This is a genomic window from Corynebacterium sp. HMSC069E04 (assembly GCF_001813175.1).
Taxonomy (GTDB): domain Bacteria; phylum Actinomycetota; class Actinomycetes; order Mycobacteriales; family Mycobacteriaceae; genus Corynebacterium; species Corynebacterium aurimucosum.
In genome coordinates, this window is sequence record NZ_KV811666.1 from 79,831 (window position 1) to 99,083 (window position 19,253).

Sequence of the window (19,253 nt, forward strand, 5' to 3'; positions counted from 1 at the left end):
GTTTGGCCTAGCCCTACCCAAAGAACCCGGCGATAGCCAGCATGGCCGGCAGGGAGAGGAAGGTGGTGAGGAAGACCGTATCGCGCGCCACCGTTTCTCCCGATTGGTAGGTCGCGGCATAGTTGTAGACGTTCTGCGCGGTCGGAAGCGCGGCCAAGATGAGCGCTGCGTAAAGCTCGTTGCCGCTCAGCCCCAAGGCTAGGCCTGCCGCTAAGGCGATGGCTGGCATGGCAATGAGCTTAAGAACCGTGGCGGTAATCGTCGGCAGGCGGTCGTTGGTCAGCAACCCTTTACCTGTAAGGGAGGCTCCGAAACTCATGAGGATCATCGGAATGGAAGCACCACCGAGGATCTCGAGGGGCGCCATGATGACATCGGGGACCTGCCAGCCAGCCGCAGAAACGATGAAGCCAGCGATGGCCGCGATGACGACAGGTGCCGTAAGTCCGGAAACCACGGAGCTGGCGATCGAACGCAGGCTTGTCCCCTGAGCGTTGAGGCCGGCGATGATGAAGGGGGAGAGTACCGCCATCTGGAGTACGAGTGCTGGCACCACAAAGGTGGCATCACCGATGACATAGGTCGCGATGGGCAGTCCAATGTTGACGGAGTTGTAATAGCTTGCCGCTGCCGCACCGGCCATCGTTTCTGCTCCGCTTCGCCGGAAGAACAGTGCGCTGAGCAACCCATACAGTGCCATCGTGGTGACTGAAGCAATCGCAATGACAGCGACAACGGGAGAGGTGAAGGCAGAGGTATCTGAGGTGGCCACGCTGGAAAATATCAGCGCCGGGGTGGCTGCCCAGAACGCTGTGCGGTTGAACTGCAGGCGCGCCTCGCCCTCGCCAATAACGCCTCGGTGAGCCAAGAAGAAGCCCACCCCGATAACCACAAAAATGATGGCGAAGCCGGTTAAGACGTCCAGCAACAGTGATCAACCTTTCGAATAATTGTGAAAGCTAGCCTTCGGTCATTCTTTCACGTCGTGGCGCTGACGCCGGCAGGGGATAACAAAGTGGTATCGAAAATCCCCTAGAGCCGAGCAGACCTTCACTGCGCTCGCAGTTGTATGGCACGGTAGAAGGCATGAATTCCTTCCGTCGTGTTTCCCGCCTGTCCGCTACTGCCGCCGTGGCAGCATCCCTTAGCGCCGCTTTGTCGGTCTCCGCGGCCCAGGCCGCCCCGGCCAACTTTTCCTCCGCACAGCCGCAGGAACTGAACCAGTTGTCCTCCCAGGCCGTTGAGCAGGTCAACTCTTTAGAGATCGAGCTGCCTGCGCAGGCTTATGACCTGGCCAAGCAGTACAACGTCCAGCTGCCAGGCTTCATCAAGAAGCCGACCCCGGCCGTGGCAAATGAGCTTGTCGGTGCAACCCACGCCCACCTGCTGAAGCAGGGCCACCACGAGGATGCCAACGCCAAGAACATTGCCCAGGAGTGGGCAAACCAGGCCGCGGCTGGCAAGGTCACCTTCCAAGACAATGTTGGCGATGGCCTGACTCACCTGGAAGAGGGCAGCGGCAACATCTACAAGCTCACTGAGTCGGAAGCGAAGGACCGCGTGAACTGGCTCAACCGCGACGTGCCCGTGACCAAGACCGATGGCACCGGTTTCGGCGTATCCCAGGCCTTTGATGGCACCCACGTCTACGTAGCGGAGTACTTCTTCAACTAAGCCGCCGCGCGGTTTATGAAAGCCGCCCTAGCAGAAGGCCCTGCCGCCTCAGGCAGGGCCTTCTGCACGTTTTCGTGGAGAGCGTTACAGTGGGGCACATGATTTTGATCAACGTACAGTTCCACGTTAAGCCCGAGTACGCGGATACCTTCCTGGACGAGATTGACTGGTACACCAAAGCATGCCAGGCAGAGCCCGGCTGCATCGACTTCAAGTGGTTCCGCGATCCGGAAGACAAGCAGCGCTTCCTGCTGCTTGAGTCCTACAAGGATGGCACTGACGTCGACCACGTCAACACCGAGCACTTCAAGCGCTCCTGCGAGGAGTTCCCGAAGTACCTGGTGGAGACCCCGGACATCATCAATACTTCCATTCCAGGTAAGACGGAGTGGGATAAGATGGCTGAATTCTCGGTCTAAACCGCATGCTTAAACAAAAGCCGCCCAGCTGTGAAGCTGGGCGGCTTTTCGTGATTCTTAGGTCTTTGTCGCTTAGCTGGAGCACACTGTAGTGAGGTTCTTCTCCCCGTCTGCGTACTGTTCGAGGGCGGCGTACAGAGCATCCGCGTACAGGTGCGCGCCTTCGGGTAGCGGGTGGACACCGTCGTCGTAAAGCATGGCAGGATTCTCCTGCGCTACTCCGCACCAGTCTGCGATATAGACGTTGTCGTGCGTCGTTGCGGCCTCGATGATTTCGGCGCGCGCCGGCCCCATCCAATCGCGCTCACCGTAAGGCAACACGAGGACCAGTGTGCGCTCGGAGCCAACGATGTCGATGAGCTCGTCCATTTGGCCCTCAAACGTAGCTCCGTTGGTGCCCAAGCCCATAAATACGGTGGAGCGCAACTGCCCGGAATCCTTCAGCCCCTGAACCACGGGCAGGGCTGCCGAATAGTGGCGGGAGATAGCAGCGTCGATACTGATACCCGGGAAACGCTCACTAAGTGCTTCGGAAGCAGCAAGCATGACAGAATCACCGATCGCACTGATTTCGTTGCCAGTGGGTATCGCGCGCTTCTCCTTCGGCTTTGCAGTTTCCGAGGGCTGTGCCGGAGCGGAGCTAGCAGCCTGCTCGTTGGACTGCGCCATGCGCTCGAGCTCGCGCTCTAGTTCGCTCTTATCCTCCGAGGTCACCAGGGCATAGCCCACACCGAGCAGAGATAGCACGACGATGACGGGGACTGCAGGCCACAGGGCCTTGCCAAAGCCATCCTTAATCTCCTCCATGCTGGGGCGTGCCGACCAATAGGCATGCCACGTGGGGCGGAATCCGGCGCGGCGGAAGGGGTTTTCTACAAACTGGTAGGTCACCTCTGCCAGCAAGCAGCTCAGCGGAAGGCAAAGGAGACCCAGGAGCCACGAAGGGGCATCGGACAGCGCGTGGACAATCATGACCATCGGCCAGTGCCAGAGGTACAAAGAGAAGGAACGCTGTCCCAGCCAGCGCATCACGCGGGTGCGGAAGATCCAGGTAAGGGGGCCGGTTTCTCGCACCACTCCCCAAATCATCGCCGCGCCGAGCACACTGGTGAGGACCAAACCACCGCGGTAGGTGAATTCGCGGTCCGCGCCCATCCATACCAGTTGGGCAAGGTAAGCAACTAGTGCGAGAGCACCAACGGCACCGGCAAGAGTGCCCTTGTTTGCTGCCGGCCAAGAGTCGGCGTCGACGTCCTTGTCGGTGGAGGTCAAAAGCAGGGACAACATTGCGCCAATGAGGAGACCGAAGGCATGGGTATCGGTTCCGTAGTACACACGGGTGGGATCCTCGCCCGGGGTGAAGATGAGCGCCATCGCGACGGCCGAAGCAATCGTGAGGATCAGCGATACCGCGATGGGCAGACGCTTGGGCTTGCGGCGGGAAATGGCAAAGATGCCAAACATCAGCAGGGGCCAAATCAGATAGAACTGTTCCTCGACGGCCAAGGACCAATAGTGCGCGAAGACCTGCACTTCATTTGGCGCAAAGTAGGTTTGGCTGGTGGCGATTTGGGTCCAGTTGTTGACAAAGAAAAAGGTGCCCAAGAATTGCTGGCGGATGCCTACTGCTAGGTCGCCGCCGATGAGGGCCACAATCGCAGTACATATCGAGAGGACCACGAGGGCGGCGGGGAGAATGCGCCGGAAACGGCGGATCCAAAAATCCTTGAGGCTGATGCGCCCAGTCGCGTTGAATTCACGGACCAGCAGCGAGGTAATGAGGAAGCCGGAAAGGACAAAGAACATGTCCACGCCGAGGTAACCGCCGGGGAGGATATCCCCGAAGAAGTGATAGATCACTACGGCGAGCACCGCGAGACCACGCAGACCATCCAAGCCCGGTACTTGACGCAGCCGGGCGCGTCGACGGCGTGGTTTGGTTGCAGGTGAAGTTGTAGACGGGGCGGCTGTGCTGCGGGCGGATGCACTGGCAGCGGCAGGAGCCGTGGCGGGGGCCGTAGCCGCAGTGGCGGACGTCGCGCTTGCCGTTGCGGCGCCTACCGCTGCCGCGGTTGCAGTTGCCGGAGCCGCCGCAGCAGCAGTGGATTCTTTCGCTACTGGCCGCTTTGCTGAACGGCGCTTTTCTTGTTTTGTGCTCAGTACCCCGACGGACTGTGAGCGACGAGCCAGAGCCCGCGAAATCTCATTCTCGGGCCCGGCGGTTTCTTTTTTCTTTTTTCCCTTTCCCTTTCCCGGTTCTTTGGTCTGTTCAGGTGCCTCGGCCTTGATGGCCTCAGTGCGCTGGGCTTTTTGGCGCTCTTCGCCCTGTGCAGGATTCTTAGTAGGCTTGGGAGTCTTTTCTTTGTGTGCAGCCGGTGCCGGAGTCGAGGCAGGCTTCTGTGTTGTGGCAGCTGTAGGGGACTTTGCCGCAGCGGGCTGGGAACCTGGTGTGGCGGCCGGAGTCTTGCTGGCACGGCTGGTCTCCGAGACCTTGTTTCCCGGAACAGAAGTCTTGTTCTGCTGCTCAGAACCTGTTTTCTGCGGGGCAGGGCTCTGCGTGATCGGGCGGCGAGGGACGGTGCGTCGTGGGCCGCGGCGGCCAGTCGAGACTACGTCAGCCTCCTCGCGGGCTTTGACGAGTTTGGCCTTCTTCACCGCCGCAGCTTTGGGAAGGGCGCTCGGCGACAAGTCCAGGGTGAAGTCTTCCGCTGGCCGTGGGCGCACGCGGCCAGGCCGCGCGGCTGGGCGCTGAGTGCTGGGCCGCTGAGCTCTGGGCGTAGCGCTTTTATCCGAGGTGGTGGGCTTGGCGGGTGAGGTCGACTTTCCAGGCTTCGTGGTGTCAGTAGGTGCGGTGGATGGAGAAGCCGATGAGGGCTTGACAGCCGTAGTGGACTTAGTAGACGCGGCTGAGACTTTAGATGCAGTAGTCGACGTTGAAGAAGGCTTCTGTGAAGCGGAAGGGGAGTCCGGAGTGGAACTCGATGTGGATGATTCGCCTTTTGCCAAGCGTGACACCATCGACCGCAAAAACTTCTTCACTTCACACTCCGCAGGTAGACACCGTGGTTCGGATACTGAGGCTTAGTAACCCGAGTAATCCTACTCTGTGCGCGTGGCTAGTCGGTCAAGGAGTCAGGGGAGCGTGTTAGGTGCGCAAAAGCTGGCGAAGCACGGTGCTGACGCCGTTGTCAGTATTGGGAGGGGCAATGATGTCCGCTAGGTCTTTCAGCTGCGGATGTGCGTTCTCCATCGCGACGGCTGTCCCGGCAGCGCGCAGCATTTCGAGATCATTGAGGTAGTCACCGAAGGCCACGGTGGCGGTGATGGGTACGTTGGCGAGTTCAGCGAGCTTGACTAAGGCTGCACCTTTATCCACGCCGCGAGCCATGACATCGAGCCAGACTTTGCCCGATACCGCCACGTTGTCCTCCGGGACAGCATCGACGATGGGGGCGTAGATGTGTGCCTCTGAACCGGATTCGCAGAAGATGGCGATCTTGATGATGTTGCTATCGGGGACGGCGTCTAGGTCTTCGACCCACGTGACCGCCTTGTAGTACTTGGAGATCTCTGCGCGGGCTGCATCGGAAGCATCCCGCGCGACATAGGCGGTTTCAGGTGAGCACAGCACCACGGTGTGCTCCACATCCATGGCCGCTGAGGCCTCGCGTGCTGAGTGTACGGTCGCTTCCGAGAGCGGGAAGGTCGCAATGATCTCACCACCACGCATGACCACCGAGCCATTTTCAGCGATGAAGGTTTCACCTTGCGGGAACATCTGCTTGAGTGTTGCCAGTTGGCGCCCTGAGGCCGGAACTAGCTCGCATCCATGGTGCGCGGCAAGCTCCTGCAGCTCCGCGAAGTCCGCTGGTAGTTGGCCGTGGGCATCGAGGAGCGTGCCGTCCATGTCAAGAGCAACAAGTTGTGGGAGCAAAAAAGTCACACCAATCTAAACGGGTTGGGCTAAAAGCAGAAACCATGTCCAAGGTAGCGCCAAAAATAGGTGGCTGAAACATTTGTGATATGGAACACTGGTGCGCATGACTATGACTGATCCAGTACTCGTTTCTGTCCGCAACCGTACCGGAGTCCTTGAACTCAATCGCCCGAAGGCTCTGAATTCTTTGAACCCGGAGATGATTGACATCATCCGCCGCTCCCTCGAAGCGTGGGCGCAGGATGACGAGATTGAGCAAGTCCTGATTCATTCCAACAGCCCCAAAGCCTTTTGCGCCGGTGGCGATGTGCGCCACGCACGGGAGGGAATCGCGGAAGGAAAGTTGGAGAAGGTCGATGCCTTCTTCGCCAGCGAGTACCTCACCAACGGTGATATAGCCGAGTTCCCGAAGCCCTATATTGCCGTCATCGACGGGGTTGTGATGGGTGGTGGATTGGGTATCTCCATGCATGGTTCGCACCGCGTGGTAACTGAGAAGGCCTTCGCGTCGATGCCCGAGATGAATATCGGCTACGTCACGGACGTGGGAGTGGCCTATGCAGCGCAGCGCATGGTGGGCACACGCGGAGTAGCTTCGCCGGGCTTGGCAAAATTCTGGGGGCTCAGCGGCTACCGCATGTATGCCGCGGACATGCTGTGGACGGGTGTCGCAACCCACGTGGTTAAGGATGCCGCTGAGTTGATTGAGGCAGCTATCGAGCGGGGCATCGACGCCGCACTGGAGGATCTAGCTTTGCCGGCACCACAACAGCCGGCGCCGTTGGAGCAGGTAGCCAAAGACTTGGAGGAGACCTTCGCGCTGCCGACGTGGGAGGAGATTTCTGCAGAGCTCGACAAGCGCCCAACCATTGCCGGCGAAGTACGCCGCCTCATGGCCGCCGCCTGTCCAGCCGCCATCGTTGCGGCCAATGAGCTTTATGAGGCGGAGGCTGCTGTCGACGATATCCGCGAGGCCCTCCTACTGGAGCTCAAGCTGGGCATGCACATGTACCGCCGCCCCGATTTTTCCGAAGGCGTGCGCGCGGTGCTGGTGGACAAGACCCAGGATGCTGCGTTTAACCCAGCGACCACCGAGGAGGTTGACGCCGAAGAATTCCGCGCAGTGTTGAACTCCTAGTTAGGACTTATAGGCCACGTGCCTGCTGATAGGCGGCGCGCGCCCGGTGTTCATCCACTCCTTCAGGCACGGCAACGTTAAGGGTGGCCTGCGTGGCGGCCGGGGTCGGTGCGGGCAGATGGAAGGCAGGGGCATCGGTCAGCGCCAGCCCCTGGCGACCATCGGGCAGCTGCACAGGCAATAGGGTCCACAGTCCCAAGACCGGCATGGCTAACTGCGGCAGGCGCACCGAGCGCGCTTCGGGGATCGACACACGGGCGCGAATCAGCTCGGGGAGAGCATTGTCATAGCCGAAGCGGCGCAGGTTCGCCGCTGCTTGGGCGGACATGGAACTAGATAGCTCGTCCGCCCATGCCCAGGTGAACGTGTCCGTGGATGCGTCGAGAGTAGCAATGAGGTGGGCGGGAACCGTGAGCGAACCATAATCAGAGTTGACCACGGTGCGAGACGTGCCAGGGTCGAGGTCCGCAGACAGGTTGGGGAAGCGGGCCTCCAAGAAGAAATTATGCTCGGTGGCAAGAAAGTGGGCGTCAGCCAATACATCGCGTGCGCTAAGCCCGGCCTGGCCTGAGGGGTGGGGAAGGGCCGCGATCCGAGTGCCGTGGAAGCGCGCGAGGCCTTCTGCTGCCACCGGTGCCACGCCTAGATAGGAGGCGAGCTCAGAGGTAGCAAGGCGCTCGTCGACGCCCCCTTCGACATCCCCCGAGCGTTCGAGCCCGGCCAGGATGCTAACACGGGGATCCGGGGGGAGCTCCGTGAAATCGACGGCGACGAGTGCTTCGCCCTCACCCTGTGGGACGCGGAGAACGGGCCGGTCACCCACCAACCGCCGTGCTAAGCCGCGAAGCAGGGCGGAATCGGGCTGTGGTCCGTGGAACTGAGGTTGGGGCGCTTGTTCCGTCAAACCCGTGGCCCAGTGCAGTTGTCCATCCTGGATGGTGGCTAGACGCAGCCCATCGAAGTCATAGCTCCCTGAATCAGTACTAAAGCGCACCACCGCGCGCTGGTCTTGGTCTGGCTGCGCTGCTTGTCGGGCTTCGGGGGCGGGGGCAGCGGGCGTGAAGTTCACTTCGACGTCGCGCACGTCGCCCAATCGGGACGCAAACGTGGCGTCGATGCCGGCTTGGATAAAAGCGCCTGCGGAGTACAGGTTCTGGGCGGAATCCATTAGTGCTCCTTGACTTCGTTTTCTTCCCTGCGGAAGGGGTGTTCGATAGCCTCCTCGTAGGCGTGGAGGAGGGCTTGGGTGGATTCTACCCAGGAATACTTTTCAGCCTCGCGGCGGGCGGCAGCGCCCATCGTCTCCCGGCGGGCAGGGTCTTCGAGGAGTCCGACCGTGGCGCGGGCCCAGGCCTCATCATTGGCGTCGGGAGCGATGAGGTGCCCGGTCACGCCTTCTTCAATGACGAAGGGGATACCACCAGCATTCGTGCCGACGACCGGCACGCCCGAGGCGAAGGACTCGAGTGCTACCAGCCCCAAAGTCTCCGTGGCGGAGGGGAAGAGGAAGACATCCCCCACGGCGAATGCAGCGGCGAGCTCCTCGCCAGACAGGTAGCCGGTGAACACTGTGTGCACAGGATCGAAGCTAGCCTTGAGCTCCTCCAAAGCGGGACCATCGCCAACGATGGCTAGACGGGCGTCGCTAAGCTGTGCCCGCACTAGCTGCATCACGTTATCGAGGCGCTCCAAGTCCTTCTCTTTGGAGACCCGCCCGATATAGGTCACCAGTGGGGCATCCGGGTTACCACCGGTGAGGCGCTCGCGCATCTGTGCTGTGGCGCGGTCAGGGTGATAGGTCTGCGTATCCACCGCCTTGGGCCACAACTGCACGTTGCGGATCCCCATCGTCCGAGCCTTATCCACCATGGGGCCAGAGGTGCACAGGTTCACCGCCGCCTGGTTGTGCAGGTACTTCAGAGCGGCTTCGGTCAGCGGCCTGGTCCACCCAATCCCCAGCGCATCGACATACTCAGGGACATTGGTATGGAAGCTGGCCACCAGCGGCACGGCATCGCGCTGCGCGGCGAAGACGCCGAGGGCTGCAGTCCAAATGGGGTTGACCGCGTGGATGACATCGGGATCGAAATCTCGGATCTCCTTGAAGAATTTCCACGAAGGCAGGCCAAACTTGATCTCCGGGTAGACCCACAGCGACAGACTGGGGATGCGGGTGACCTCGAAGCCGGCATAGGAGTCAGGAGCCTTGCCCGTGGCAAAAATCCGGACCTCGTGGCCTATCGCGGCCAACTGGTCCAGCGTGCGCGTCAGGCGCGTGACCACGCCGTCGATCTTGGGCAGGAAGACCTCAGTAACGATAGCGATGCGCACGAAGGTTTAAGCCTCCGTGGAAGGAACGCCGGCGTGCTGCTGGCGCGTCCACAGCGACTGCGCCGGAATCTTGGAGCGGTCCGCGCGGTCGGCGTACTTACGCGCAACCTCCTCGACCTCATGGAGCAACCCCTCCGACAAGGTGGTCGGCTTCAGCCCTAGTTCGAGGAAAGTGTCGTTGGTGACGTGGAGTTCATTCTCCGCGGATTCCTTGCGCGGGTTCGGCACATAAGCCACTTCCGCACCAGAAATCTTCGCCAGCAACTCTGCCAGGTCACGCACGCGGTGGGTTTCGGTCATCTGGTTGATGATCTTCACGCGCTCACCGCGTGCCGGCGGGTTCTGCAGCGCTAGCTCGATGCAGCGCACCATGTCACGGATGTGGATAAAAGCGCGGGTTTGTCCGCCGGTGCCGTGCACGGTCAGCGGATAACCAATACCGGCCTGAATGAGGAAGCGGTTGAGCACCGTTCCGTAGTCACCGTCATAATCAAAGCGGTTGATCAGGCGCTCATCCTTCTGGGTCTGCTCAGTGTGCGTGCCCCAGATGATGCCCTGGTGTAGGTCGGTGATGCGCAGCTCATCATTTTTGGCGTAGTAGGCAAACAGGTGCTGGTCCAGCACCTTCGTCATGTGGTAGACCGAGCCCGGATTGGAGGGGTAGAGGATTTGCTGCTTGACGACGCCATTCTCCCCCGCATCCACCTGTACATCCAGGTAGCCCTCCGGGATCTTCATGCCGGCGGTGCCGTAACCGTAGACACCCATGGTGCCCAAGTGGGCGACGTGGATATCCTGCTCAGACTCGACAATGGCGGCGAGCAAGTTGTGGGTGGCGTTGATGTTGTTATCCACCGTGTAGCGCTTGGTGCGCGAGTTCTTCATGGAATAGGGGGCGGCACGTTGCTCAGCAAAGTGCACCACAGCATCTGGGCGCTCGGTATTCAGGAAATCCAACAAGCCGTCGTAGTCCTGGGCCACGTCGAGGTTGCGGAAGCCGATGGTCTTGCCGGAGACCTCGGTCCACGCAGCCAGGCGCTCCTCAATGGAGGCGATGGGTGTTAAGGATTCCGCGCCCAACTCCTCATCGATGGCGCGCCGGGAGAGGTTATCCACGATGATGACATCGTGGCCTTGGTCGGAGAGATAGAGGGAAGCGGGCCAACCGCAGAAGCCGTCTCCGCCGAGAATCGCTACCTTCATTTGTTATCTCTCCACATCACTGTCGGGGGCATGAGTTAGGGCGCCGCCGACGATGGGGGAGAAACCCGTCGCGGCGGCAAGCACTTTTCAATACCTTACCGTTGACAGCCCTCACATGAGGGCCCTTAACGGTAAACAGTGAGTGAATGTTTCCTCAGGCTGTACCGCTAGGGTGAGGCTCGGTGCAGGAGCTGAAGGCTCGGAGTCCGTATTAGCTCCGACACGACGCCCTGTACACTGGCCCGCATGCTCGAAGCCGTGCTCAATGCCTTTGCCGATTCCGTCAATGCTCTACTGATCGGAATCCTGGTAGCTATCGGCATCATGCTTCCGCGGGGCAGCTACCGCAAGATCGCGGCCCTAGTCATCGTCGGTGATTGGTTCGGTGTGCTCACCGCAGCCGCCGTGGTGATGTTTGTGTTCGTCGGTATCCAGGACAAGGTGGCTGCCGCACTCGAATCACCACTGCTTGGCTGGGGACTGGTGGTCATCGGCCTGGGACTGGGCCTTCTGGCCTGGCGCTCCAAGGGCGAACCTAATGACATGGTGCAGAAACTCCTCGGCCCGCTGCGCACGCCTTCAGCCAAGACTGTCGCGGTGGGTTATGCCATGGGGGTTATCCAGTCCTTGACCTCCGTGCCCTTCTTCTATGGCCTGATGCACCTTGCGGCAGGGGACTTTAGCAACACCGTTAAATACGGCGGCCTTTTCTTCTATGCCACTTTCGCGCTCTCACTGCCTACGGTGTGCGGGCTTTTCATCGCTGTGGTCCGGGCGAAACCGCACTCCTGGGCCGGTCGCGCCTTCGCGTGGGCGCGGGAGAACTCCGCAACCGTTGCGCTGTGGAGTGGCTATGGCGTGGCTGCCTTCCTAGTGATCATGGGGCTTGTTTCCCTGCTCTAGGGCTTCAGCACTGAGAGCAATCGATGGGTGGCTTAGCTCGTGGCCTTAGCTTGCGGAGCAGAACTGCCCTAGTTGCCAAAGTTCAGGTCAGATCCCGCGGCGAGTTCAAGAGTTTTGGCAACAACGGCAGTGTGAAAGAGTCGTGGCGCTAGTCGTAGAGGACTTCGTCGAGAGGGAGGGCTTCGCCAAGCAGCGCCTGCTTCTGAGCAATCTCGACGTAGCGCGCGGCGTGCGGGATGAAGGCGGCGGATTCCTCAGGGCTCAACTCGCGGCGCACCTTGGCGGGCACCCCTGCGGCCAAGGCGCCGGCAGGAATGTCCTGGTTTTCGAGCACCACCGCGCCGGCGGCGATGAGAGAACCTGGGCCCACGGTGGAGCCGGAGAGTAAAGAAGACTTCATCCCAATCAGCGTGCCTGCGCCCACGTGCGTGCCATGGAGCATGGCCATGTGTCCCACGGTGACGTCATCCTCCAGCACACAAGGTTTAGCTGCTTCAACGTGGATGACGCAGTTGTCCTGGATATTGACGCGCGCCCCAAGGTGGATGGAACCGACGTCCCCGCGCAGCACGCTTCCATAGAACACAGAAGAATCTGGCCTGATGGTGACGTCACCGATGATGGTGGCATTCGGGGCAATCCAGGCGCTCCGGTGGATGCGGGGAGTGCGGCCTTGGAAGGGGAGGATGAGCATGGTGGACTAGCTTTCTTCAGGGGTGGTTTCGATCGATACGGCGAGGGACTCGGAAATTTCATAATCGCCGGGCTCGGCGCTGATCCGGGACAGCGTCTCTCTTTCCGCAGACGACAACGGGATGGCCCAGCCCCGCTTGGGATCGTGGACAGGGCGCTGTGTCTTCGCAGTGGGGGAGAGGTGCACTGTGGATTGCGGTCCGCGCAACTGTGCGGGCTCGCCGGAATGGGCCACCTCACTGAGCACCTGCGCACCGGCGGGGGAGGTAGCCAGGATGATGAGACCGCTCGCCGTGTGCACGGACAGGTGATCTAAAGAGACCTCGACAGCGTGGGGATCCGGGGAAGCCAAACGGACAGTGCTGGAGCCGCCGAGTTTGTCGATGACATCCTTAACCGCAGAAAACAAACCCATGGCGCGATCCTAGCGCGGGGGTACCATCGAGCACTGTGATTGACGCGAAAGATACAGCACTCGTCATTGAAGGCGGCGGCATGCGCAATTCCTATACCGCCGCGTGCATCGTCAAGCTTCTGCAGGAGGAGGTGGAATTCGGCTGGGTTGGAGGCGTTTCCGCGGGCTCCTCGCACACCGTGAACTTCCTCTCCCGCGATGTGAGTCGCTCGGAGGAATCCTTCGTAGACTTTGCCAAGAACCCCAGCTTCGGTGGCCTAGGTTCGCTGCTGCGCGGTAGCGGCTACTTCAACGCGGAGTTCATCTACGAGAAAGCCGCGGACCAGGACATGCCTTTTGACTGGGAAGCCTTCGAGGCCAACCCGGCACAAATGTGCATTTCCGCCGCCCGTGCCGATACCGGGGAGAGCGTGTACTGGGGGCGCGAAGACATAAAGACCCAAGACGACCTGATGGTGCGTGTTCGCGCCTCTTCAACGTTGCCGCTGATCATGCCGATGCGCGTCATCGATGGCGTGCCTTATGTCGACGGTGCGATGGGCGAGTCCGGTGGCATCCTCATCGAGCAAGCGGAGAAGGCCGGGTTCGAGAAGTTTCTTTTCCTCGGTTCGAAACCGCGTGGGTACGTGCGCCCGGAAGTGGGGCGGCCGGCGGCGCTGCGGCGGGTCTTCCGGAAGTACCCGGCTGTGGCGGAGGCGATGATTGCGCGCCCACCACGCTATAACGCCTCCAAGGAGCTACTCCTGGAACTGGAGAAAAAGGGGCGCGCTCAGCTTTTCTTTCCGGAGGATATGCAGGTGGCTTCGACCGAGCGCTCGGTGACTAAGCTGCGTGCGAACTATGAAGCCGGGCGCGCTCAGACCTATGCGGAGTGGCCGGCGTGGAAGGAATTCCTCGGCAGCTAACTGGCCAAGCTGAGGCGCCATTTTTAAATCTCCTTTCTGCTTCAGACGTGAGACGGAGCACCCTTAGCGCAGAAAAGCGTCTTTGAACGTGGTCTTTTGCTCTCGCTTTCCTACAATGGCCTTTCGTGTTGGCTCTATTTGATGGAAATATTTGGCTGAGCATATTCTTTGTTGCCTTGCTCGGCACGTTGTTCGGCATGATCCCCTTCGGCCCGCTGCGCTTCGGCGCAGCCGGCACCTTGTTTGTGGGACTGGCCATCGGCGCCTTTATCGAACTCGACGGAACGATTTTAAGCAGCCTGCAAGAGATGGGGCTTGGCCTCTTTATCTATATGCAGGGCTTGTCTGCCGGTGAACGCTTCTTCAAGGGGTTCTCTGAGCAGCTGAAACACATGATCACTGCTGCCATCGCGGTGGTGGGTGCTGCTGCCGTAGCGCTTCTCGCGGGCGGATGGTTGGGCCTGTCACCCCTGCTCTCCGTGGGCGTATTCTCCGGTGCGACGACCTCGACGGCGTCGCTTGCTGTTGCCCAACAACAGACCGGCGAGGAGCTGCCCGCCGTGGGTTATTCCTTGGGCTACCCGGTGGGCGTAGCCGTTGCCATTCTGCTCGTGGCATTCCTGCTCAAGCAGTCCTGGCCGGGTTCTAAAGACAAAGACAATTCTGCGGAGGAGGTTTTCCGCTCCCGCACCATTCGGGTGACCAAGGACATCACCTATGAGGAGCTCGTGGACCGCTTCGAGGATCAATTTGTCATCGCCACGATTCGCCGCGGCAATACCCGCACTGTGGCGGGGGACCATCCAGAGATTCGCAAAGGCGATATCCTGCGCGTGCTCGTGACGAAGGCGAAGAGGCGCGAGCTTACCGCCGCCTTGGGTAAACGTCAGCCCCAAGTACCCTTCGTGGACAAGCGCTTGGTCATTGAAAACGTGGTGGTCTCGAACACCGATATTGCGGGACGAACCGTGGAGGAGCTCAATCTTTTCCGGCGCTATGGTGGCCGCATCGTCCACGTGGAGCGCGGCGATGAGGAGTTCCTCGCCAGCTTCGATACGCACCTTGATGCCGGTGACCGCGTGACGGTGATCGTGGATCAGGACCGTATGGGCGATATTCGCGATTACTTCGGTGACTCGGTTCAGGGCTACTCGCAGCTGAACTGGATCGCCGTGGGAGGTGGCCTGTTCTTGGGCTACCTCATTGCGCTCATCGTGGTGCCATTGCCGGGTGGCACGTCCTTTGAGCTGGGCTTCGCGCTGGGGCCGCTGATTACCGGCCTTGTTCTTGGCGCTCTCCACCGCACGCGTCGTGTGCCGTGGAAGGTCCCGGCCTCTATCAATATGGCTCTTCAACAGTGGGGTCTAGTCATCTTCTTGGCGTCGGTGGGCCTCGCTTCGAGTGAGGCTTTCCAGTCCACGGCCTTCTCCTGGATGGGGTTGAAGTCCATGGTTCTGGCCGCCATCATTACCGTGGTTGCCGTCGCCATCTTCGCTGTTGTCAATAGGTTCCTCGGCCAGTCGGAGACCCGCACCGCCGGCGGTATCTCCGGCATCTTCGGTCAGCCTGCCGTGGTCAACTACGCCACGGGTATGAGCACGGATTCCCGCATCATGACCGGCTACGCGGCCACCATTGTGGTGGCGCAGATAGTCAAGATCGTGGTCATTCCGTTGATGCTCACGTTCTAATCTTTCAGGAATGCAGCTGGGTAGAGCCTCGACGGCTCTCTCATGTGGCTGGTTCTAGTGAGCCTTAATTGCTCTTCAAACTGTTTCGTATGGCGCTGCTCCAGAATCATGCGAGCATAGATTGCCTCAAAAGGGTGGCGCAGCACACAATCCAGCGGTACGATTTGAGTTAACGTCGTACAGTTTGGAGAGTGATATATGGACATCGTCATTGTGGGTGCCGCCCGAACGCCCTTCGGCAAATTACTTGGTTCCCTTTCCACCGTGACAGCGACGGAGCTCGGTTCTCACGCCATCGCCGCCGCACTCACACAAGCACGGATTAAGCCGGATGATGTTGATGCCGTCATCTGTGGACAGGTCTTGCAGGCGGGTGTGGGGCAGAATCCTACAAAACAGGCGGCGCTGGGGGCAGGGATATCTGCGAGGGCACATACCGCTACGGTCAACAAGGTTTGTCTGTCAGGTCTGACCGCGATTATCGACGCCTCTCGGCTCCTGCGCTCCGGTGAGGCTACTGTCGTGGTGGCTGGGGGAATGGAGTCGATGTCACAGGCTCCCCACCTGCTTCCGCAATCACGCAGGGGGAAGAAATTTGGTCCTGTTGAACTTCTCGATCACATGGAGCACGATGGCCTGCGCGCAGCTGACCTCGGAATTTCCATGGGCTCGCTGTCGGAGAAATATGCCGAACGCTATCCGGCCACCCGTCAGGAACAAGATCGCTGTGCGGCACTGTCCCACCAGCGCGCGCTTCAGGCGAGCGAGGAGGGAACCTTCGACAAGGAAATCGCTCCCATCACGGTGAATCGCCGGCGCGATGAGGTCACCGTCTCGCACGATGAAGGCATCCGGGAAGGAGTCACGGAAGAAACTTTGACTGCACTGCGTCCGGCCTTCGAGAGCACGGGCAGCATTACGGCCGGAAATTCCTCACCTATCACGGATGGAGCAGCCTCCGTCGTCCTCACCACCCGCGAGCATGCGGAGAGGGAAGGACTGCCCGTCATGGCAGTCCTTCGGGCGCCCGGACAAGTAGCCGGTCCGGATTCTTCGCTGCAGGAACAGCCTGCCCGTGCTCTTCTTAAAGCCTTAGAACGCGAAGGTTGGGGCGTGGACGACCTCGACCACATCGAGATCAACGAGGCTTTCGCCGCGGTGGTGGTGCACTCCGCGAAGATCCTAGGGATCAACCCCGATGATGTTAATCCGCAAGGCGGAGCCATCGCCCTAGGCCACCCCATCGGGGCTTCCGGCGCACGGCTCGTGGTGCATGCGGCGCACCAATTGGCGCAATCCCATGCTCGCCGCGCCGGGGTCACTTTGTGCGGGGGCGGCGGTCAAGGCGAAGCCCTGTTGCTTGAGGCTGTGAACTAACTCCAGCTCAGTAGCTAGTAGGAGAGATAAGGAGAAGACCATGACGAACGAAATACTTAGCGAAATTCGTGGACATGCCGGCGTGCTTACACTCAACCGCCCCAAGGCCATTAATGCGCTCAACCAGACGATGATCGACGAGATGACGGCGGTGCTCAGGCAGTGGCAGGATGATGACCGCGTCAAGCTCGTCATCCTCCGCGGTGCTGGGGATCGAGGACTGTGCGCGGGCGGTGACGTCGCGGCTTTGTATCACGATGCCCTGGAAGGCGGAACCGCCGGTGCCCATTTCTGGAAGACGGAGTACGAGCTGAACTATCTGATTTCCACCTATTCCAAGCCTTATGTGGCCCTCATGGAAGGCATCGTGCTGGGCGGCGGAATCGGCGTTTCAGCGCACGCCTCGCACCGTATTGTGAGCGAAGATTCCCGCATCGGAATGCCGGAAGTAGGAATTGGGTATTCGCCCGATGCCGGCGGCTCCTACCTGCTTTCCCGGGCCGCAGATCGTCTTGGCCGCCACTTGGCATATACCGCGATCCACGTGGGCGCTGCCGAAGCGATCGACACCGGTTTTGCGGACTATTTTGTGCCCAAGGACAAGCTCGACGCGTTGGTTGAACGGCTGGTGGAGTCGGGTGACCCCGCAGACATCGAGAAATTCACCGAGGAGGTGGGGCGCGGCTTCGGGGAGGAGCGCGCCGAAATGGTAGAGGTCTACGCTGCAGAGACTGCTGAGGAAACCTTGGCCCGGCTGCAGGAACTCACCGCCACGCGCGGTGACGGGCACTGGGCCGCGAAGGCCGCCAAGCGGATGAGTCTCAACTCCCCACTGGGAATCCGCGTTACCGAGGAATCCCTTAACCGCACTGCGTCGATGAGCTTCGCAGAAACCTTGACACAAGAATTCTGGATGTCCGTGAACATGCAAAAGCACAAGGAATTCGTGGAAGGAATACGCGCGCAGATCATCGATAAGGACCGCAACCCTTCCTGGGAGTACGAGTCCATCGGTGCCGTCCCAGCAGACGTGGTGGCGTCTATCCTCGAACCCGGCGAAGGCAGCGTGGAAGCCCCCGCATTTGATGCCTCCGAAGATTAAACACGCTCACCACTCATCACGAGTTATTACAGCACTATCCGAAAGCACAGAAAGGACACTAGATCCATGGCAATTCTTACTGAAAAGCGCGGCCGCGTCGCCCTCATTACCCTCAACCGCCCAGAGGCGCTCAACGCGCTGAACAACGACACCATGCTGGAAGTCACCCAAGCGGTGCAGAAATTCGATGCCGATGCCGAGGTAGGAGCAATCGTTATCACTGGCTCCGATAAAGCCTTTGCTGCGGGCGCGGATATTAAGGAGATGTCGTCGAAGACCGCGACAGAAATGTACAACGCGGATTGGTTTGCGGGCTGGGACGTACTTACCCGCGCCCGCACGCCGATCATCGCCGCGGTCAACGGATATGCCTTAGGTGGCGGCTGTGAGCTAGCTATGATGTGTGACTTCATTATCGCCGGCGACAAGGCCAAGTTCGGTCAGCCGGAGGTCAACCTCGGCGTTACCCCGGGTATGGGAGGCTCCCAACGCCTGACCCGCGCTATTGGGAAGGCAAAGGCCATGGAGATGTGCCTGACCGGCCGCATGATGGCAGCAGAAGAAGCGGAGCGCTCCGGCCTCGTGGCCCGTGTGGTCCCCGCCGATGAGCTCCTCGATTCTGCACTGGAAACCGCAGAGCTCATTGCCTCGAAGTCCTTCGTAGCAACGTCCCAGATCAAGGAACAGGTCAATGCCGTGGACGAGCTCTCCCTGTCCCAGGGCATCCAGTTTGAGCGCCGTACCTTTCACGCACTCTTCTCATCTCACGACCAGAAGGAAGGAATGACGGCCTTCGTGGAGAAGCGTGATCCAGACTTCAAGCATGCTTAAGCTTCGCCGCTCTACTGGGCTTCGGGCCCCTCGACGTCCTCACCGGCGGCGCGGCGAACGCGGTTCGCAGCAGCGATGACGCGATCCTGTTCGCGGGCGGGTAGCGCAATGGACTCGAAATAGCGGTCGAGGGCAGGCCCCGCCGCAGAGGCCAACACGATTCCTTGGTCGGTAACCATCACCAAGGTCGAGCGCTTATCTTTAGGGTCGCTCACCCGCGTGATGAGCCCGTCCTTCTCCAGTTTGCGTACCGTGTGGGTAAGAGATGCCGGCGGGACTTGAAGGCGGGAACTGATCTTCGACATGGGCATGCTTCCCGCGCGCGACCACATAAGCACAGCGAGGACTTCAAACTGGCTATAGCTCACCCCGAAGGGAGTGAGAACCTCTTCGGCACCGTTTCTTAAAATGTGGGCGGCGCGCTCGAAGGAGGAGACCGTGGCCAGGCCACGCGCGGAGTGTGTGGAATAGCGCTTGGCCCACTGGCGGCGTGCTTCGGCAATGATGTCCATGAGCGGGAAAGAGACCTCCTTGTAGCGCGCTCAGAGCGCGAGACAACTATAAATGACCGCCTCATTGTTCTGAGAACCGGGATAGGAGAAGCAAAGGGGCTCTTCCGGTTTCGGGGTGCGTA

Annotated in this window: 19 protein-coding genes; 10 read left to right on the forward strand and 9 right to left on the reverse strand. The window is 60.3% G+C overall.

From position 1 onward, the window contains the following. Nucleotides 1–13 precede the first annotated feature (13 nt). Nucleotides 14–928, reverse strand: coding sequence for an AEC family transporter (locus HMPREF2896_RS05600; protein WP_070447185.1), 915 nt, complete (start codon nt 926–928; stop codon nt 14–16). Between the two features lie 158 nt (nt 929–1,086). On the opposite strand from HMPREF2896_RS05600, the gene HMPREF2896_RS05605 reads away from it, so the two are divergent. Next, a complete protein-coding gene (locus HMPREF2896_RS05605; protein WP_246823998.1) occupies nt 1,087–1,674 on the forward strand; it encodes a hypothetical protein in 588 nt (195 codons plus the stop codon). A 98-nt stretch (nt 1,675–1,772) separates the two neighbouring features. Beyond that, nucleotides 1,773–2,093, forward strand: coding sequence for a putative quinol monooxygenase (locus HMPREF2896_RS05610; RefSeq protein ID WP_070447180.1), 321 nt, complete (start codon nt 1,773–1,775; stop codon nt 2,091–2,093). Between the two features lie 72 nt (nt 2,094–2,165). Here HMPREF2896_RS05610 and HMPREF2896_RS12960 read toward each other — a convergent pair whose 3' ends face one another. After that, on the reverse strand, nt 2,166–4,748 hold the full coding sequence (locus HMPREF2896_RS12960; RefSeq protein ID WP_246823999.1) for an acyltransferase family protein: 2,583 nt from the start codon (nt 4,746–4,748) through the stop codon (nt 2,166–2,168). A 148-nt stretch (nt 4,749–4,896) separates the two neighbouring features. Between HMPREF2896_RS12960 and HMPREF2896_RS12965 the strand changes: the two genes are divergently transcribed. Further along, the gene (locus HMPREF2896_RS12965) at nt 4,897–5,178 is read left to right on the forward strand and encodes a hypothetical protein (protein WP_210386037.1); all 282 of its coding nucleotides are present in this window, start codon (nt 4,897–4,899) and stop codon (nt 5,176–5,178) included. A 60-nt stretch (nt 5,179–5,238) separates the two neighbouring features. Here the strand turns inward: HMPREF2896_RS12965 and HMPREF2896_RS05620 are convergent, their stop codons facing one another. Beyond that, nucleotides 5,239–6,036 carry an HAD family hydrolase gene (locus HMPREF2896_RS05620; RefSeq protein WP_256375584.1) on the reverse strand — a complete coding sequence of 266 codons (798 nt, stop codon included), beginning with the start codon at nt 6,034–6,036 and terminating at the stop codon, nt 5,239–5,241. Between the two features lie 97 nt (nt 6,037–6,133). Here HMPREF2896_RS05620 and HMPREF2896_RS05625 point away from each other — a divergent pair, with 97 nt between their 5' ends. Next, on the forward strand, nt 6,134–7,168 hold the full coding sequence (locus HMPREF2896_RS05625) for an enoyl-CoA hydratase/isomerase family protein (RefSeq protein WP_070718360.1): 1,035 nt from the start codon (nt 6,134–6,136) through the stop codon (nt 7,166–7,168). 7 nt (nt 7,169–7,175) lie between these two features. On the opposite strand, the gene HMPREF2896_RS05630 is transcribed toward HMPREF2896_RS05625, so the two are convergent. From HMPREF2896_RS05630 to HMPREF2896_RS05640, 3 genes are read right to left on the reverse strand one after another with little or no spacing between them, the layout of a single operon-like run. Continuing rightward, entirely contained in the window at nt 7,176–8,336 is a 1,161-nt protein-coding gene (locus HMPREF2896_RS05630) for a DUF6882 domain-containing protein (RefSeq protein WP_070718362.1), read from the reverse strand. Further along, nucleotides 8,336–9,499, reverse strand: coding sequence for a glycosyltransferase family 4 protein (locus HMPREF2896_RS05635; protein ID WP_070718365.1), 1,164 nt, complete (start codon nt 9,497–9,499; stop codon nt 8,336–8,338). Before HMPREF2896_RS05635 ends, HMPREF2896_RS05630 begins: the two co-directional genes overlap by 1 nt. Nucleotides 9,500–9,505: 6 nt before the next feature. Next, nucleotides 9,506–10,702: an NAD-dependent epimerase/dehydratase family protein gene (locus HMPREF2896_RS05640; protein WP_070646172.1), complete on the reverse strand. Its 1,197-nt coding sequence runs from the start codon at nt 10,700–10,702 to the stop codon at nt 9,506–9,508. 246 nt (nt 10,703–10,948) lie between these two features. Here HMPREF2896_RS05640 and HMPREF2896_RS05645 point away from each other — a divergent pair, with 246 nt between their 5' ends. Next, entirely contained in the window at nt 10,949–11,605 is a 657-nt protein-coding gene (locus HMPREF2896_RS05645) for a sulfite exporter TauE/SafE family protein (RefSeq protein ID WP_070646174.1), read from the forward strand. A gap of 148 nt (nt 11,606–11,753) precedes the next feature. On the opposite strand, the gene HMPREF2896_RS05650 is transcribed toward HMPREF2896_RS05645, so the two are convergent. Beyond that, complete coding sequence (locus HMPREF2896_RS05650; protein WP_070718367.1) at nt 11,754–12,299, reverse strand: gamma carbonic anhydrase family protein; 546 nt, start codon at nt 12,297–12,299, stop codon at nt 11,754–11,756. 6 nt (nt 12,300–12,305) lie between these two features. Next, a complete protein-coding gene (locus HMPREF2896_RS05655) occupies nt 12,306–12,713 on the reverse strand; it encodes a hypothetical protein (RefSeq protein WP_070646181.1) in 408 nt (135 codons plus the stop codon). A 35-nt stretch (nt 12,714–12,748) separates the two neighbouring features. Between HMPREF2896_RS05655 and HMPREF2896_RS05660 the strand changes: the two genes are divergently transcribed. The 5 genes from HMPREF2896_RS05660 (at nt 12,749) to HMPREF2896_RS05680 (ending at nt 18,619) form a co-directional block, all read left to right on the forward strand. Beyond that, nucleotides 12,749–13,618, forward strand: coding sequence for a patatin-like phospholipase family protein (locus HMPREF2896_RS05660; protein ID WP_070710693.1), 870 nt, complete (start codon nt 12,749–12,751; stop codon nt 13,616–13,618). Between the two features lie 125 nt (nt 13,619–13,743). Beyond that, nucleotides 13,744–15,309, forward strand: a complete 1,566-nt coding sequence (locus tag HMPREF2896_RS05665) for an aspartate-alanine antiporter-like transporter (RefSeq protein WP_070646189.1) — start codon at nt 13,744–13,746, stop codon at nt 15,307–15,309. 198 nt (nt 15,310–15,507) lie between these two features. Continuing rightward, complete coding sequence (locus HMPREF2896_RS05670; protein ID WP_070646192.1) at nt 15,508–16,686, forward strand: acetyl-CoA C-acyltransferase; 1,179 nt, start codon at nt 15,508–15,510, stop codon at nt 16,684–16,686. Nucleotides 16,687–16,726: 40 nt separating this feature from the next. Next, a complete protein-coding gene (locus tag HMPREF2896_RS05675; RefSeq protein WP_070718370.1) occupies nt 16,727–17,788 on the forward strand; it encodes an enoyl-CoA hydratase/isomerase family protein in 1,062 nt (353 codons plus the stop codon). A gap of 66 nt (nt 17,789–17,854) precedes the next feature. Next, the gene (locus HMPREF2896_RS05680) at nt 17,855–18,619 is read left to right on the forward strand and encodes an enoyl-CoA hydratase (protein WP_070646198.1); all 765 of its coding nucleotides are present in this window, start codon (nt 17,855–17,857) and stop codon (nt 18,617–18,619) included. Between the two features lie 11 nt (nt 18,620–18,630). Here the strand turns inward: HMPREF2896_RS05680 and HMPREF2896_RS05685 are convergent, their stop codons facing one another. Further along, the gene (locus tag HMPREF2896_RS05685) at nt 18,631–19,131 is read right to left on the reverse strand and encodes a MarR family winged helix-turn-helix transcriptional regulator (protein ID WP_070646202.1); all 501 of its coding nucleotides are present in this window, start codon (nt 19,129–19,131) and stop codon (nt 18,631–18,633) included. Between the last annotated feature and the right edge of the window lie 122 nt (nt 19,132–19,253).

Excerpts from the sequence above, each read along its gene's own strand:
- HMPREF2896_RS05605 (WP_246823998.1), top strand. The coding sequence starts at position 1,087 with ATGAATTCCTTCCGTCGTGTTTCCCGCCTGTCCGCTACTGCCGCCGTG.
- HMPREF2896_RS05610 (WP_070447180.1), top strand. The coding sequence starts at position 1,773 with ATGATTTTGATCAACGTACAGTTCCACGTTAAGCCCGAGTACGCGGAT.
- HMPREF2896_RS05625 (WP_070718360.1), top strand. The coding sequence starts at position 6,134 with ATGACTATGACTGATCCAGTACTCGTTTCTGTCCGCAACCGTACCGGA.
- HMPREF2896_RS05630 (WP_070718362.1), bottom strand. The coding sequence starts at position 8,336 with ATGGATTCCGCCCAGAACCTGTACTCCGCAGGCGCTTTTATCCAAGCC.
- HMPREF2896_RS05640 (WP_070646172.1), bottom strand. The coding sequence starts at position 10,702 with ATGAAGGTAGCGATTCTCGGCGGAGACGGCTTCTGCGGTTGGCCCGCT.
- HMPREF2896_RS05645 (WP_070646174.1), top strand. The coding sequence starts at position 10,949 with ATGCTCGAAGCCGTGCTCAATGCCTTTGCCGATTCCGTCAATGCTCTA.
- HMPREF2896_RS05650 (WP_070718367.1), bottom strand. The coding sequence starts at position 12,299 with ATGCTCATCCTCCCCTTCCAAGGCCGCACTCCCCGCATCCACCGGAGC.
- HMPREF2896_RS05655 (WP_070646181.1), bottom strand. The coding sequence starts at position 12,713 with ATGGGTTTGTTTTCTGCGGTTAAGGATGTCATCGACAAACTCGGCGGC.
- HMPREF2896_RS05670 (WP_070646192.1), top strand. The coding sequence starts at position 15,508 with ATGGACATCGTCATTGTGGGTGCCGCCCGAACGCCCTTCGGCAAATTA.
- HMPREF2896_RS05675 (WP_070718370.1), top strand. The coding sequence starts at position 16,727 with ATGACGAACGAAATACTTAGCGAAATTCGTGGACATGCCGGCGTGCTT.
- HMPREF2896_RS05680 (WP_070646198.1), top strand. The coding sequence starts at position 17,855 with ATGGCAATTCTTACTGAAAAGCGCGGCCGCGTCGCCCTCATTACCCTC.
- HMPREF2896_RS05685 (WP_070646202.1), bottom strand. The coding sequence starts at position 19,131 with ATGGACATCATTGCCGAAGCACGCCGCCAGTGGGCCAAGCGCTATTCC.